This is a genomic window from Cryobacterium sp. N21, assembly GCF_002929575.1.
GTDB lineage: Bacteria > Actinomycetota > Actinomycetes > Actinomycetales > Microbacteriaceae > Cryobacterium > Cryobacterium flavum.
Window position 1 is genome coordinate 183,632 of the sequence record NZ_PJJQ01000031.1, and the last position, 13,882, is coordinate 197,513.

Genomic DNA, 13,882 nt, shown 5'->3' on the forward strand with positions numbered 1-13,882 from the left:
ATGCGCTCCGGAGTTCGGGTCGGCGTCGACGTCGGGAAGGTGCGGATCGGGCTGGCCCGCAGTGATAACCACGGCATGCTCGCCACACCGGTCGAAACCGTTGCCCGCGACCAGGCCGGTCTGACCGATCTCGCGCGCATTCGCGCCGTAGTGCAGGAGTTTGACGCCGTCGAGGTCATCGTGGGCCTGCCGCTGGCCCTGTCGGGAAACGTGACCGCTTCAACCGACGACGCGATCGATTTCGCCGACCGGCTCGCCCGAACCTTCAAGGTGCCGGTGCGCCTGGTCGACGAGCGACTCTCTACCGTGTCAGCACAGTCGGCGCTACGGGCATCCGGTCGCTCAGCCAAAACACAAAGGCCAGTGATTGATCAGGTGGCCGCGACTATCATTCTGCAACACGCGCTCGACAGTGAGCGTGCCTCGGGGCGGCCGCCAGGGTCGCCCGTCGAACTGACCGAGAGGCCGTAACCGTGCCGAGTTCCACCCCGGAAGAGCCGCTACCGAGCCGCCGTCAGTTGCGCGCGCAACAGGCCGCGGCGGAGCAGGCAGCCGCGCAGCAGCCAGCAACCGAACAGGCGGCCACTGGCGAGATCCAGGCCGTACCGCCCCGTTCCGCCGTCGCCCCGGAGGCACCGCTACTCTCGCGACTTTCCCGCGAAGCAGTTGTGCCCGCGGGCGCCGCCACCGACTTCCTGACGGCGAACGAGAGCAATGATTCCGGCCGCGATCGTGCCAAGCGTCGTTCGCTGCTCGCTGACGAACCGCCGCGAGAAAAGCGCAGCCATAAGGGTGCCTGGGGCTGCCTGATCGTCTTCGTTGTGCTGGCAGCCCTCGTGGTCGGAGCGTACCTCTTTCTCCAGGGGCCCATCTCGCAAATCATCGCGGCCACGCAGGGGCCCGCCGATTTCACCGCCGAGGAAGCCGCCACCGGTAAGGACATTATCGTGATGATCCACGACGGTGACGGCGGCTCGGAGATTACCAATACCCTCGTCGACCAGGGCGTGGTGAAAAGCTTCGACGCGTTCTACGCGATTCTGCTGCAGACCAAACCCGAACCCGTCTTCCAGCCCGGCGCCTACCAGCTGAAAACGAAAATGGTGGCGAGCACGGCCCTCGACGCCCTGCTCGACGACGGCACGAGGCTGAGCGAGACCGTGGTGGTGCCCGAGGGCACCGCAACCGTCGACGTCTTGCAGTCGATCTCCGAGGGAACCGATATTCCCCTCGCCGATCTGCAAGCCGCAGCAGCGAACGTCGCCTCGTTCGGGCTCCCCCCCGAGGCAACCATCCTCGAAGGATTCCTCTTTCCCGCCACGTACACGTTCTCGCCGGGCGACACCGCACAGGTGGCCCTTCAGGCGATGGTGAACCGGCAGTTCGAGGCCCTCGACACAGCTGGGGTCGCGGTCGCAGACCGTTGGTCGACCATCGTGTTCGCCTCACTCATTCAGCGAGAGGCGGGCCTGCGCGACGACTACTACAAGGTGTCGCGGGTCTTCCTCAACCGGCTGGACCCGACCCAGTGGGAAAGCGGCCTGCTGCAGTCCGACGCGACCGTCGCCTACGGCACCGGAAACACCCATCTCGTCACCACGACCAACGCCGAACGCGCGGATGCCGGCAATCTCTACAACACGTACGTGCATCCCGGCATGGTCGTCGGCCCCATCTCGAACCCGGGCGACCTCGCCATTGACGCCGCCCTGCACCCGGTTGACGGTCCCTGGTTGTTCTTCGTGACCGTCAACCTCGATACCGGCGAGACGGTGTTCTCCACCACCGTGGCAGAACACGACGCCGCGGTCGTCGTTTGGCAGAACTGGATGAGGGAGCACCCCGAATATGGATAGCCTCAGCTCGAACCGCCTCGCGGTGCTTGGCTCGCCGATCAAGCATTCCCGTTCGCCGCTGCTGCACCGGGCCGCCTACCGTCAGTTGGGCCTCGATTGGTCTTACGATGCGGTCGAGGTGAAGGCCGGCTCCCTGGCCATGTTCCTGAGCGAAGTCGGGCCGGAATGGCGCGGTCTGTCACTGACTATGCCGCTCAAGCAGGAGGTTCTGCCGTTCATCGACGACTGCGATCGGGTGGCCCAGCTGACCGGATCGGTCAACACCGTGCTGCTGCGCCGGGTCGAGGGACGCGGCACGCTGAGTGGCTACAACACGGACGTTGCGGGGCTGGTGCGTGCCCTTGCCGAGAGTGGAGTCACCCGCGCGGCGCACGTGACCCTGCTCGGAGCCGGCGCGACAGCGGCATCCGCTCTGATGGCGGCAGCCGAACTCGGCGCTGAATTCGTCACGGTCCTCATGCGGGATGCGGTCAAGGCGCAGCCGCTGATCGAGCTCGGCCGGACACTTGGCGTGGTCGTTGACCTGCAGGATTTCGGCGGCGTCACCCGGGTCGACAGCGACGTCGTGATCAGCACCCTGCCCGGGGGGACCGTGCTCCCGACGCCACTGCCGCTCGAACTGCGTGAACGGGCCGTCTTGTTCGACGTCGCCTATTCACCGTGGCCGAGCGGAGTCGCCTCGTCCTGGCAGGCCGCTGGGGGCACGGTGCTGAACGGGCTCGGGATGCTTCTGCACCAGGCCCTCATCCAGGTACGGGTGTTCGTCACCGCCGACCCGTTTGAACCGTTACCCGACGAGCCGGCAGTGCTGGCGGCCATGCGCGGCGCGCTGACCCGCGACCCTGGTCCCAGCGACGCCGGCCCCCACCTTGCTGTGGAAAGATAGGAAGCATGCTTCGTTGGCTCACTGCCGGAGAATCTCACGGCCCCGAACTCATCGCCATTGTCGAGGGTTTGCCCGCTGGAATCCCGGTCACCCTTGATTCGATCCGTCTCGATCTGGCGCGCCGCAAGCTCGGCTACGGCCGCGGCGCCCGCATGAAATTTGAAGAGGACGAGCTCACCCTCTCGGGTGGCGTGCGCCACGGCGTCACCCTCGGCGGACCGGTCGCGCTGCGCATCGGCAACTCGGAATGGCCCAAATGGGTCGATGTGATGAGCGCCGCACCGGTAGATCCGGCCACGCTCGCCCGCGGCCGCGGCGCGCCCCTGACCCGACCCCGGCCCGGACATGCTGACCTGGCCGGCATGCAGAAGTACGGCTTCGATGAAGCCCGCCCGGTGCTGGAGCGCGCGAGCGCCCGCGAGACCGCCGCTCGGGTGGCGCTCGGCGCCGTCGCGCGGTCGTTCTTGAACGAGCTAGGAATCCAGCTGGTCAGCCATACCATCGCCATCGGCCCGGTGCGGGTGCCCGACGGCACGCCGCTGCCGCAGCCGGGCGACGTCGATGCCCTCGACGCCGACCCGCTGCGCTGTTTCGACGCCGCGACATCCGCTTTGATGGTGGCTGAAGTGGATGCCGCGCATCAGGACGGCGACACCCTCGGCGGCGTGGTCGAGGTGCTCGCCTACAACCTTCCCCCCGGCCTCGGCTCCTTCGTGCACTGGGATCGACGCTTGGATTCCCAGCTCGCCGCTGCCCTCATGGGCATTCAGGCGATCAAGGGCGTCGAGGTCGGCGACGGCTTCGAAACCACCCGCCGCCGCGGCTCGGCCGCCCACGACGAACTCGTGCAGGCGGATGGTGCCATTCAGCGCGTTAGCGACAAGGCTGGTGGCACAGAGGGCGGCATGAGCACCGGCACGGTGCTGCGCGTTCGCGCCGGCATGAAGCCGATCGCCACGATTCCCCGGGCACTGCGCACGGTCGACGTCGCCACGGGCGAACCGGCACCGGCTCATCATCAACGCTCCGACGTCTGTGCGGTCCCGGCAGCCGGCGTTGTCGCCGAGGCCATGGTGGCGCTCGTGCTCGCGAACTCGGTTCTGGAGAAGTTCGGCGGTGACTCGATCGGCGAGACCCGGCGCAACCTCGAGTCCTACCTGGCCAACATTCCGGCCAACCTGCGCACGGGCGCGTCGAGCGACGCAACGCTGTGACGACTCTTCGGCTGTTTCGATGCTGACCCAGCGCAACTCGTTGCTGCCGATCGTTTTCATCGGGCCGATGGCCGCCGGAAAAACCAAGATCGGTCGCCGGGTTGCCCGCGGCCTGAACGTACCCTTCATCGACACCGATAAACGCATCGTGGAGAGCTACGGTCCGATTCCGGAGATTTTCGCTCGCGAGGGCGAAGAGTATTTTCGCATCATCGAGCGTGAAGCTGTGGACTGGGCGCTCGGCGAGCCGGCCATCGTGTCGCTCGGCGGGGGAGCAGTGCTGAACGTCGACACCCAGGCGGATCTCGACGACGCGACTGTCGTCTACCTGAGCGTTACCCGTGCTGCCGTGCAGGCACGTCTCGGCGGTAGCAAAAGGCCGCTCCTGACCGGTGGTATCGCCGACTGGGAACGCATCTACAACCTGCGCCGCCCCACCTATGAGGCCCTCGCGACGATTCACCTGGACACCTCCAACCGACCGATCAGCGGCATTGCCGACGAAATCGTGAATTGGGTACAAGAAAGAAATGATGAGTGAGATTTCAATGATGACCGAACAGAGCCGCACCACAGTGATCACCGTAACCGGCGTTGACAGCTATCCGGTCAGTGTGGGGCGTGGCCTCGTCACTACCGTCGCCGATCAGCTGGGCAGCGGCGTCAACAAGGTTCTCATCGTGCACACCTCCACCGTCGGAGCCCGGGCTGTCGCCCTGCGCGACAACCTGCTCGAGACCTATTCCGAAGTGCTGCTCGCTGAGATTCCCGACGCCGAGGCCGCCAAGCGGGTCGAGGTCGCCGCGTTCTGCTGGGGCGTCATGGGCCAATCCGACTTCAGCCGCACCGATGCCGTAATCGGCCTCGGCGGCGGCGCCGTCACTGACCTCGCCGGGTTCGTCGCGGCCACCTGGCTGCGCGGCGTGAAACTCGTTCAGATTCCCACGAGCGTGCTCGGGATGGTCGACGCGGCCGTCGGCGGCAAGAACGGCATCAACACCGCCGAGGGCAAGAACCTCGTCGGCACCTTCTATGCGCCCGCCGCCGTGCTCTGCGACCTCGACCTGCTCGATGCCCTGCCGAAGAATGAGATCCTCGCCGGCTTCGCCGAGATCGTGAAGGCCGGGTTCATTCAGGTTCCCGAGATTCTCGACATCATCGAAGCGGATGTCGACCGCGCCACCGACCCGACCACCCCCGAATTTCGCCGCCTGATCGAACTGTCGATCGCCATGAAGGCACGAATCGTGGGGGAGGACTTCAAGGAGGCCGGCCTGCGCGAGATCCTCAACTACGGGCACACTCTCGGGCACGCGGTCGAGCACGCCGAACGGTACGGCTGGCGCCACGGTGCTGCCGTCGCGGTCGGCATGATGTTCGCGGCCGAGCTCGCCGCTCTGAGTGGCCGTCTCTCGGTCGAGATCGTCGACCGGCACCGCAACATCCTCGAATCTCTGACCCTGCCGACCGTCTACCCGGTGGGCCGCTGGCCCACCCTGCTCGCCACGATGCAGCGCGACAAAAAGACCCGCAGCGGCATGCTGCGCTTTGTCGTGCTCGACGACGTGGGCAAGCCCACCATTCTCGAGGGCCCCGACGCGTCGCTGCTGTTCAGCGCGTACCAGGCCATAGGTCAGTAGATACCGCGTCAGGCGGGACTGCGGGCCGGGGCGAGCGGGACTACGGCATCCGCTTCGACCGTCTCGGCGGAGTCAGCCGGAGCGGCGAATGGGGTCATCGTGGTCATCAGCTTGGAGCGGATGAGAAAGCGCACGCCGCGCGGAGCCTCGGCACTGAACCCGCTGCCACGGCCCGGCACGACGTCGACGGTGAGGAAGGTGTGGCTCCAATAGTTGAACTGCTCGGCCGACATCCAGAAGTCGAGCGGCTGAGCGGGCCCACCGGCCGGGGCCAGGTCGAACTGGCCGAGGCGTACGTCCTGGTCGCTGGTGATGAACTCCCCGGCCATGAACAGCATGGGCGAACTGCCGTCGCAGCATCCGCCGGACTGGTGGAACATGAGCGGACCGTGCTCCTCCCACAGGCTGCGGAGCAGATCGACCGCGACCGGGGTGAGCTCGACGCGGGGGACGGTTTCGCCGGCGATCGTGACCGACGCGGTTATCGTAGGTGTCGACATTGACGGACCTTTCTACAGAAGAAACGATGAAAAAGGGGCTGCCTACGACGTTACGTCGTTGGCAGCCCCCGGGCCAGACCTACAGTGAACTCATCCGCTGGTACCGAGGTGCGGTTTAGAAGAAGCCGAGCTTGTTCTCTGAGTAGGACACCAGCAGATTCTTGGTCTGCTGGTAGTGCCCGAGCGCGAGCTTGTTGTTCTCGCGGCCGATTCCCGAGCTCTTGTAACCGCCGAACGCGGCGCCAGCCGGGTAGGCGTGATAGTTGTTCACCCAGACACGGCCGGCCTGGATGTCGCGACCCGCCCGGTACGCGACGTTGCCGTTGCGCGACCAGACACCGGCGCCGAGACCATAGATGGTGTCGTTGGCGATCGAGATGGCGTCGTCGTAGTCGGTGAAGCTCGTCACGGCAAGCACCGGTCCGAAGATCTCCTCCTGGAACAGACGCATCTTGTTGTGGCCCTCGAAGATGGTCGGCTGCACGTAGTAGCCGTCGGTGAGGTCGCCGCCGAGGTCGGCACGTTCGCCGCCGAGGGCGAGCTTGGCACCCTCCTTGGTGCCGATGTCGATGTAGGAGAGGATCTTCTCGAGCTGGTCGTTGCTGGCCTGCGCGCCCATCTGGGTGTCGGTGTCGAGCGGGTTGCCCTGGATGATCTTCTTGGCCCGGGTGACGGCGTCGCCGAGGAAGCTGTCGTAGATCGGCTTCTGCAACAGCGCGCGGCTCGGGGCCGTGCAGACCTCGCCCTGATTGAAGGCGAAGAGCACGAAGCCTTCCTGCGCCTTGTCGTAGAAGGCGTCCTTCTCCTGGGCTACGTCGCTGAAGAAGATATTCGGGCTCTTGCCGCCCAACTCAACGGTCGAGGGGATGATGTTGGCCGACGCGTACTGCAAAATGAGGCGGCCGGTCGTGGTCTCACCGGTGAAGGCGATCTTGCGGATGCGGTTGCTCGAGGCGAGCGGCTTGCCCGCTTCGAGGCCGAAGCCGTTGACGACGTTGACCACCCCAGGGGGGAGGATATCGCCGATGAGCTCCATCAGCACCAGGATCGAGACCGGGGTCTGCTCGGCGGGCTTCAGCACGATCGCGTTGCCGGCGGCGAGGGCCGGGGCGAGCTTCCAGACGGCCATCAGAATGGGGAAGTTCCACGGGATTATCTGGCCGACGACGCCGAGCGGCTCGTGGAACTGGTACGAGACGGTGTCGCCGTCGAGCTGGGCGTGGTCGCCGTCCTGGGCGCGGATCGCCGAGGCGAAGTAGCGGAAGTGGTCGGCGGCGAGGGGAATATCGGCGTTGATCGTCTCGCGGACGGCCTTGCCGTTGTCCCAGGTCTCCGCGACGGCGAGCATTTCGGTGTTGGCGTCGATCAGGTCGGCGATCTTGTTGAGCACGGCAGCGCGCTCGGTGGGGCTGGTCTTGCCCCAGGCCGGTGCGGCCTTGTGGGCGGCGTCGAGGGCCAGTTCGATGTCTTCAGCGGTGCCGCGAGCGACTTCGGCGAACGGCTTGCCGGTGACGGGGGTGATGTCCTCGAAGTACTGACCCTTGACCGGGGCGACCCATTCGCCGCCGATCCAGTTCTCGTACCGAGACTTGAAAGTAACTTTGGAGCCGGGTGTTCCTGGGACTGAATAGACGGTCATGTCACTCCTATTTCGACGACGATGTCGGTCCGCGTTCTGCGGTGTTTCCAGAGTAGGAGTGCCAACGTTGCAAAAGGTTGCGAGGCTTCGACGGTCGCGGCCACACGCAAACGCGCGATGAAGCGACCAGCGGATGCCCGGCATCCGCTCTAGAAGAAGCCCAGCGCGTTCTCGTAGTACGACACGAGCGATCCAGTTCTCGTAGCGTGGCTTGAAGGTGACGTGGCTTCCGGGTGTTCCGGGCGCTGCGTAAATGGTCATGTGACTCCTTGGGCGATAGATCTGGCGACTGCATCGTCGACTGCTGTGCGACGACCGTGTCAGATGAGGCCGCGTGAACACGTCAGAGTGACGGGCCGCGACTCGTGCCTTCAACGCTAAAAGCGAGCGCGTTGCGTTACCGTTGCGAAGTATTGCGCAGGGCGCCCAGCTCGTCGTCGATGCGCTTCAACCGGGCGACGACCGTGGCGCGTTTGGGGGAGCGGGCCGGCAGCAGCTCCAGGCAGGCACGCCAGACCTCGGAGTCGTAGGTGGTTTCCTCTGACCGGGCATATTCGAGGAGCAGGTCGACCGAGGCATCGGTCAGCATCGCCTCACGCAGGCGGGCGCTGACCTCGGTGCGAATGTCGATGATCCCGGGGGAGAGCGAGTTGGGCAGAACCGGTCCGCGGTAGGCGGCGAGGGCCACCCGGTGGGCGCCGCGTTCCAGGAATGCCAGCACCCGTTGGGCGTCCAGCTCCACCGGGAACTGCATCCGGTAGGGACGAGATCCGATGACGACCGGCGGGCTGACCTGCTCCAAGACCTTGCGTACCCGCACCATCTCGGCGCGCAGGGTATCGACGCTGTTGTTCTGGCCGCTGCCGGTCTGGTCGCTGAGCAGAAAAGCCAGTCGGTCGGCGGAGAGTCCTTCGCGGTGCCAGGCGAGCAGGGTGAGAATTTCGGCGTGCCGCGGGCTGACATCGATGGCCATTCCGCCGCTCTCGAGGTGGCCGTAGTCGCTGCCGAGCACGCCGAACCCCACGGGCACCAGGTTGCGGCCCGGGGCCGGGAGCAGGGCGATGCTGGAGCGGCGGGGCGCGCGCGCATCCGTTCGGTCGGACGCAATCGTGCGGTGGCCGTCGAGGCGCTGGATGCGTAGTTCCGCCTCCATGGCGGCGACGGCCGCCTCGACGAGGGGGAGTGTCTGCGGCGCGACCGCCTGGTCGCCGCCCGTGATGTCGATCACGCCCAGGATCTTGCCGGTGTCCGGGTCGTGAATGGGCACGGCGGTGCAACTCCACGGGTGGGCGAGGGCGTTGAAGTGTTCGGCCCGCCGAATCTGAATGCCCCGGTCGAGGGCGAGGGCGGTGCCGGGGGCGCTGGTTCCGACCCGTTGCTCCGACCAGTCGGCCCCCTCGACGAACAGCATTTCCTCGACCTGGCGGCGCAGCACCCGGTCCCCGTCGATCCAGAGCAGTCGGCCGGACTCATCGCCGATCGCCACCAGCAACTCGGCGTCGAGGGCGTGGCGAATGAGCAGGTTGTGCACGACCGGCAACACCGCGGCAAGCGGATGCTGGTTGCGGAGGTCCCGTAGTTCGACGTCGGTCAGTGCCCGCTCGGGTGCCACGCTGCCGGGGTCGAGGCTGAGCGAGAGCGAACGTTGCCAGGAATCCTGCACGAGCTTGCGAACGCCGGTCTGGAAGACCCGGTCTGTGACGGCAGATTCGTGGGCCCGTTCCAGGGCGACCAGGCTTTCCCGCGCGGGGCCGGAGGGAACCGACGACGTACTCTTCAAGCCGTGTCCCATCAGCGTTCCTTCCGATCAGCATTGGTCGGGCGACGAGGCCGCGGCCACCGTAGGAATTTCAGTCTAGGGGTACCGTCCCGGCGATCGGCCAGAGTGCGGGGCATCCTCTCATCATTCGTAGAGCTTCTGCTGCCCGATGTAGTCACCAAAGTCTCCGTAAAACCGTACAAAAGCCGAACAGTTGCACGAGGAGGCAAAATATTCGCCGAACTTCCGCGGTTAATCGTTCGGTGACCGACCGGAGATACCGCGTCACTAAACTGGCCGCCGAGTTCGACCTGACAACATTCGATTGCGGCGAGCCGGCTTACAACCAGTGGCTGAGCGAGCATGCCCGCACGGCCGTCGAATCAGGTTCCAGCATGGTCTATCTGCTGCTGGAACGGATGCGCGCTGGCATCGGTGAGCGCGTCGTCCGCTACTACGCGATCTGTCCCACCATGGTGGTGCGGTCTGACCTGCCCAGGCCGTTTCAGCGAGGTGTTCTGCGTTGGGCGCCCGCGTGGCTGCTCGCCCAGCAGGCCATGGACCAGTCCCTTCGCGGGGATGTAACCGGTAAGTGGGGAGCCCAGCTTCTGCGCGAGGCGCTCCGGAGCATCATCGACAGCCCACGACGGTGGTGGTCAGATAATCGTGGTCGATGCCGACAACGCGGGTCTGGTCCGTTGGTACTCGCGCCAGGCACGGCCCAGCGGGGTTGGCCGGCCGCCTCCTTGCAAGACACGAAGAAGCTCTGACGCTTGCACTGTGCCTGTGGCCAGGCTTCCCGCGACACGCAGCAGATCATCCCAGTGGGTGGTGATCAGGTCGGTGTTTTTCTGATTTCGGGCAGGGCCATTCAAGGGACCGTAGTTCGCAGTTCGGTCGGTGCGCCAGAAGCGGGCCGAACCGATGTCGGCAAGGAGCGGGCTGAATTGGTATCCGAGGAGACGGAAGAGGCCGAACTCTTGGTCGGAGTAGCCGGCAGTGTCGGTCATCAACTCGGTGGGTTGGAGCGTTGTTTGCTGCTCGAGGAGACCGTCGAGGACGTAGAGCCTGTCGCGGGGCGTACCGGGGACGACGATGGCGTGGAAGCCGGCAAATTGTTCGGAGACGAAGTTGAGGAGGTGATTCCTCTGCCGGCGCCGAAATATCGAGGGTTGGACCCGGCGTTGAGGGTTCGGACGGGGACGACAAACCGGAGCCCGTCGGCTGAGGCAACGTCCCCAGTACCCCGAGCCTTGGCAAGCGGTACCCGGCTTTGTGCGTCCACGAACCGGGCGTGCAACATCGTCTCGAGCCCGTTACCCGGCCAAGCGTTGCGGCACTGAACCGCGCCCGATTGTCCTGGGCAGATCAGAACTACATCCGAAGCGACACGTTCACCGCGTTCACCGCGGTCAACGCCTCAGCGAGCAGAACGGCGCAGATGCTCACATCAAGATCATCGGCACGTGCTCGCCTTCAGAGCTGTGGGTAAATTCGGTGAGGAAACTGGATCAGCCGGCGACGTCGAGGAGTAGTTCGGGCAGATCTATGCGAGGCAGACGTTCTTGGATGAGGGTGTGAAGTGTTGTCAGGCTGGGTGGTTCGTCGAGCTTGTCGAGCGCAGTCAAAATGGGGCGGTCTCGCCGCCCGTAGACACCGTCTTTATCGGCTTTGTTGCGAGTCATCCGGGTTGTGAGCGTCGACGAGTTCTTGTGCCATGGTGCTCGCTTCGCGGACGAGAACAGCGTCGCGTCCGACTTTCGCTGCTGTGATGGCGGCGTCGTAGAGCAAGACCAGTCGGGATACTGCTGTGGACGTAGTGTCTGCACCGATGAGGTTGGCCAGGTGTGTGCGAACGACGGCGCGGTAGCGTTTGGCGACTGTGCGTACTGCCGCGCATTCCGGTAGTTCAATCACGGCGTTGGTGAATGGGCAGCCGTGGAACGTGTTCAATTCAACTGAGCGGGCGAGGGCCTCAAATAGTGCTGAGATCCGCTCCCGGCGTGGCGAAAGCGGATTGTCCAGAGCGTGAGCGTTTCCAATCCAGCCGTCTAGTTCCTGTTCCAGGTAGGCCACGACAAGAGCTTCTTTGTTGGCGAAGTTGTTATAGAGACTGGCTTTGGCGACGCCCGCGTTACGCACAACGAGATCGATTCCCGTTGCATTGATGCCGTGTTCGTGGAATAGGTGGCCTGCCGACGCGAGTAGGCGCGCCTTGGCGCTTACTATCGGGGTGATGGTCGACGAATGCATGCCTTGATATTACCAGACTGATCGGTATACTCAGTAGTAGCCAGATCGGTCTAACTAGGAGGTAAATATTTATGTCTGATTCCAAGATCGCCGTCGTCATTTATGAGCCCATCGGCTCCGACAGTTCACGCGTCTATCGCGGTCTCAAGACTGCCCTAGAATTTAAGGACGCCGGTGATGACGTCGTCGTCGTTTTTGACGGGTCGGGCGTTGAATCCCTCGCCGCCATCTCAGACCCCAAGCACAAGATGAATCCCCTCGCCGTCGCCCTGCACGACAACATCCGGGGCGCCTGTGCATTCTGCGTCGCATCCCACGGGGTTACCGACGCTGTCGACGCTGGCGGGTGGCCGCTGTTGGCTGAGTACAAGGGCGAAGCAAGTATCCGTTCTCTCGTGGTCGAGGGCTACCAGATCCTCAACTTCTAAGCACCACGTCCGACCTTTCACTTTTATATGAATTGGAGTTTTCATGGCCCTGACAGTTCTTCTTGACCTTCGCCTGAAATCGGAAGCCGTTCTCGCTGCGCCGGCCATGCTGCGAGACATCCTTACTGGGACCCGAGCATTTAAGGGGTGTCTGGGTGTTGACGTGTTGCTTGATTGCGACGATCCCGCCCACATGATTTTGCTGGAGCGGTGGGCGTCGGCCGACGCTGACGCGGCCTATCGTCAGTGGCGCGGGGGCGCGGGTGCGACCGAACTGGGCTCATTGCTAGCCAGCGCCCCGCAGGTCTCAGTGTTTGAGACTGCCAGCGACATCTGACTGAGCACTACGGCGCGCACCCGAGGTCATGTTCACGTCCTCGGGTGCGCGCTGTGGGTGTGTTCCCGGTTATAGAACCGCGCCGGGTAAGCCGCCTGCACTTGGTGCTATTGCGGGTCAGCCCCACACACAACATGCAGGGAGCAGGCCATGTATCAAGCAGTCTGAAATGAGGTCGCGCTGGCAGAGTTGGATGAAACCATCCTGGTTGATACCACCGTTATATCGGTAGTTCCAACCACCACGTGAACCGCCTTGGGCCAACGTACAGGTATATCCGTTTCGTGAGCTGGTCCCGGGGCCGGCGCCAGGTATTTTAGGCTGCGAGCTTTTTGAGGTACCGTGCCAGGGCTCGTGGAGCCGAACGAGGGGCCTCGGCCTCGACGAGCGCGTTGTAGTTCGTGTTGGTATTCACGTCGTAAGTGAGCACTCGACCGTCTTCGGCCTCGATGAACTCGATACCGCAGACTTCCAACCCGTTCCGCCGCGCAAACTCGAGGTATTTGTCGATGATTGAGTGGTCGAAGTCATCGCGCACACTGAAGAGTTGCTGACCGGCTACGGGTGCGATGGTGGCGCCGGGAGGCATGATCAACTCGCGCGTGATCGGGTCGATGGCGCAGGCATCCGCTGGGCAGAGCTGGAAGCCGCCCCGCGCGGTATCAGCCTTGACCGCGTAGATGAACTCGCCGCCGACGATCTCGACCCGGGTGATGAAGGGTTCCTTGGCCTGGATGTATTCCTGAATGAGTGTGATGCCGTCCTGCGGCTCCTCGAACTCGTCGGAGGCAACATACTCGGCGAGCTCGTCCTGGCTGTCGAACTTGCGCACCCCCAAGCCCTTGCCGCCTTGATTGTGCTTGGTCATGAACGGGGCGGCAAAGCCCTGCGCCGCGGCGAGAATTTGCTCACGGCCCACCGCCGCTACGGTGCGCGGGGTGTCAATTCCGGCGGCCTTGAGCGCGACCAACTGCTCGACCTTACTCATCTCAAGCTCGAGCACGCGCCGGCCATTCACCGTGCGGCGGCCGTGGGCCTCGAGCCAGGCCAGTACGGCGCGCGCGTAGTCTTTCGACATTCCGTGGTCGCGGGTGTGAGCGGATGCGCTGATGCGCGACCAGAAGATTCCCTCCGGCGGCACCGAATCCAGGTCGAGAACCCCGTCGGTGAGCAGCCATTCCTTTACCTCCATACCCTCTGCTTCAAACGCCCGGGCGAACGGTGGAAACCACTCGGGGTTCTCGTGCAGGGCATAGATCGTGGGCAGGCTGGAAGTCATGAAAATCCTTTCGGTTGCACTGGAGATAAGAGGGTGATGTCGCGCACTATTCCGCGCGGCCTAACGGCGACTTCCATTAGGGAATGAGGAT

14 protein-coding genes and 2 pseudogenes are annotated in these 13,882 nt (G+C 64.4%); 9 read left to right on the forward strand and 7 right to left on the reverse strand.

Features of this window, described 5'->3' with window-relative positions; all coding sequences use genetic code 11:
• Genes ruvX through aroB form a run of 6 tightly spaced genes read left to right on the forward strand, consistent with a single transcriptional unit; the run spans window position 1 to window position 5,596 of the window.
• Window positions 1-471, forward strand: a complete 471-nt coding sequence (ruvX, locus tag CXY77_RS08230) for a Holliday junction resolvase RuvX (protein WP_104090403.1) — start codon at window positions 1-3, stop codon at window positions 469-471.
• A gap of 2 nt (window positions 472-473) precedes the next feature.
• On the forward strand, window positions 474-1,856 hold the full coding sequence (gene mltG, locus CXY77_RS08235) for an endolytic transglycosylase MltG (RefSeq protein ID WP_233197313.1): 1,383 nt from the start codon (window positions 474-476) through the stop codon (window positions 1,854-1,856).
• On the forward strand, window positions 1,849-2,742 hold the full coding sequence (locus CXY77_RS08240; RefSeq protein ID WP_104090401.1) for a shikimate dehydrogenase: 894 nt from the start codon (window positions 1,849-1,851) through the stop codon (window positions 2,740-2,742). Before mltG ends, CXY77_RS08240 begins: the two co-directional genes overlap by 8 nt.
• 5 nt (window positions 2,743-2,747) lie before the next feature.
• On the forward strand, window positions 2,748-3,956 hold the full coding sequence (aroC, locus tag CXY77_RS08245; RefSeq protein ID WP_104090399.1) for a chorismate synthase: 1,209 nt from the start codon (window positions 2,748-2,750) through the stop codon (window positions 3,954-3,956).
• Window positions 3,957-3,975: 19 nt separating this feature from the next.
• The gene (locus CXY77_RS08250; protein WP_174777067.1) at window positions 3,976-4,497 is read left to right on the forward strand and encodes a shikimate kinase; all 522 of its coding nucleotides are present in this window, start codon (window positions 3,976-3,978) and stop codon (window positions 4,495-4,497) included.
• Entirely contained in the window at window positions 4,490-5,596 is a 1,107-nt protein-coding gene (aroB, locus tag CXY77_RS08255; protein WP_369827337.1) for a 3-dehydroquinate synthase, read from the forward strand. The genes CXY77_RS08250 and aroB overlap by 8 nt, the downstream gene beginning before the upstream one ends.
• Before the next feature lie 104 nt (window positions 5,597-5,700).
• Here the strand turns inward: aroB and CXY77_RS08260 are convergent.
• The 3 genes and pseudogenes from CXY77_RS08260 to CXY77_RS08270 form a co-directional block, all read right to left on the reverse strand.
• A pseudogene (locus CXY77_RS08260) lies at window positions 5,701-6,096 on the reverse strand (DUF779 domain-containing protein); the annotation flags it as partial.
• A 115-nt stretch (window positions 6,097-6,211) separates the two neighbouring features.
• On the reverse strand, window positions 6,212-7,735 hold the full coding sequence (locus CXY77_RS08265) for an aldehyde dehydrogenase family protein (RefSeq protein ID WP_092340045.1): 1,524 nt from the start codon (window positions 7,733-7,735) through the stop codon (window positions 6,212-6,214).
• A 397-nt stretch (window positions 7,736-8,132) separates the two neighbouring features.
• The gene (locus tag CXY77_RS08270; RefSeq protein WP_104090396.1) at window positions 8,133-9,527 is read right to left on the reverse strand and encodes a GAF domain-containing protein; all 1,395 of its coding nucleotides are present in this window, start codon (window positions 9,525-9,527) and stop codon (window positions 8,133-8,135) included.
• A 230-nt stretch (window positions 9,528-9,757) separates the two neighbouring features.
• On the opposite strand from CXY77_RS08270, the gene CXY77_RS19910 reads away from it, so the two are divergent.
• Complete coding sequence (locus CXY77_RS19910) at window positions 9,758-10,264, forward strand: hypothetical protein (protein WP_134505309.1); 507 nt, start codon at window positions 9,758-9,760, stop codon at window positions 10,262-10,264.
• Here the strand turns inward: CXY77_RS19910 and CXY77_RS21085 are convergent.
• The 3 genes and pseudogenes from CXY77_RS21085 to CXY77_RS08285 all read right to left on the reverse strand — a co-directional run bounded on the left by CXY77_RS21085 (window position 10,151) and on the right by CXY77_RS08285 (window position 11,747).
• Window positions 10,151-10,797 (reverse strand): annotated as a pseudogene (locus CXY77_RS21085) (Tn3 family transposase). The gene CXY77_RS19910 and the pseudogene CXY77_RS21085 overlap by 114 nt on opposite strands.
• A 208-nt stretch (window positions 10,798-11,005) precedes the next feature.
• A complete protein-coding gene (locus CXY77_RS20120; RefSeq protein ID WP_158252799.1) occupies window positions 11,006-11,179 on the reverse strand; it encodes a hypothetical protein in 174 nt (57 codons plus the stop codon).
• The gene (locus CXY77_RS08285; protein ID WP_104090393.1) at window positions 11,157-11,747 is read right to left on the reverse strand and encodes a TetR/AcrR family transcriptional regulator; all 591 of its coding nucleotides are present in this window, start codon (window positions 11,745-11,747) and stop codon (window positions 11,157-11,159) included. The genes CXY77_RS20120 and CXY77_RS08285 overlap by 23 nt, the downstream gene beginning before the upstream one ends.
• A gap of 71 nt (window positions 11,748-11,818) precedes the next feature.
• On the opposite strand from CXY77_RS08285, the gene CXY77_RS08290 reads away from it, so the two are divergent.
• Window positions 11,819-12,175 (forward strand): DsrE family protein, encoded by a 357-nt coding sequence (locus CXY77_RS08290; protein ID WP_092340050.1) that lies wholly within the window; start codon window positions 11,819-11,821, stop codon window positions 12,173-12,175.
• Between the two features lie 43 nt (window positions 12,176-12,218).
• A complete protein-coding gene (locus CXY77_RS08295) occupies window positions 12,219-12,512 on the forward strand; it encodes a putative quinol monooxygenase (RefSeq protein ID WP_092340051.1) in 294 nt (97 codons plus the stop codon).
• 316 nt (window positions 12,513-12,828) lie between these two features.
• Here CXY77_RS08295 and CXY77_RS08300 read toward each other — a convergent pair whose 3' ends face one another.
• Complete coding sequence (locus CXY77_RS08300) at window positions 12,829-13,791, reverse strand: RimK family alpha-L-glutamate ligase (protein ID WP_092340052.1); 963 nt, start codon at window positions 13,789-13,791, stop codon at window positions 12,829-12,831.
• Window positions 13,792-13,882 lie beyond the last annotated feature (91 nt).

Bases quoted from the DNA above. Each gene is read 5' to 3' on its own strand.
- ruvX (WP_104090403.1), top strand. From the start codon at position 1: ATGCGCTCCGGAGTTCGGGTCGGCGTCGACGTCGGGAAGGTGCGGATC.
- CXY77_RS08240 (WP_104090401.1), top strand. From the start codon at position 1,849: ATGGATAGCCTCAGCTCGAACCGCCTCGCGGTGCTTGGCTCGCCGATC.
- aroC (WP_104090399.1), top strand. From the start codon at position 2,748: ATGCTTCGTTGGCTCACTGCCGGAGAATCTCACGGCCCCGAACTCATC.
- CXY77_RS08250 (WP_174777067.1), top strand. From the start codon at position 3,976: ATGCTGACCCAGCGCAACTCGTTGCTGCCGATCGTTTTCATCGGGCCG.
- aroB (WP_369827337.1), top strand. From the start codon at position 4,490: ATGAGTGAGATTTCAATGATGACCGAACAGAGCCGCACCACAGTGATC.
- CXY77_RS08265 (WP_092340045.1), bottom strand. From the start codon at position 7,735: ATGACCGTCTATTCAGTCCCAGGAACACCCGGCTCCAAAGTTACTTTC.
- CXY77_RS08270 (WP_104090396.1), bottom strand. From the start codon at position 9,527: ATGGGACACGGCTTGAAGAGTACGTCGTCGGTTCCCTCCGGCCCCGCG.
- CXY77_RS20120 (WP_158252799.1), bottom strand. From the start codon at position 11,179: ATGACTCGCAACAAAGCCGATAAAGACGGTGTCTACGGGCGGCGAGAC.
- CXY77_RS08285 (WP_104090393.1), bottom strand. From the start codon at position 11,747: ATGCATTCGTCGACCATCACCCCGATAGTAAGCGCCAAGGCGCGCCTA.
- CXY77_RS08290 (WP_092340050.1), top strand. From the start codon at position 11,819: ATGTCTGATTCCAAGATCGCCGTCGTCATTTATGAGCCCATCGGCTCC.
- CXY77_RS08295 (WP_092340051.1), top strand. From the start codon at position 12,219: ATGGCCCTGACAGTTCTTCTTGACCTTCGCCTGAAATCGGAAGCCGTT.
- CXY77_RS08300 (WP_092340052.1), bottom strand. From the start codon at position 13,791: ATGACTTCCAGCCTGCCCACGATCTATGCCCTGCACGAGAACCCCGAG.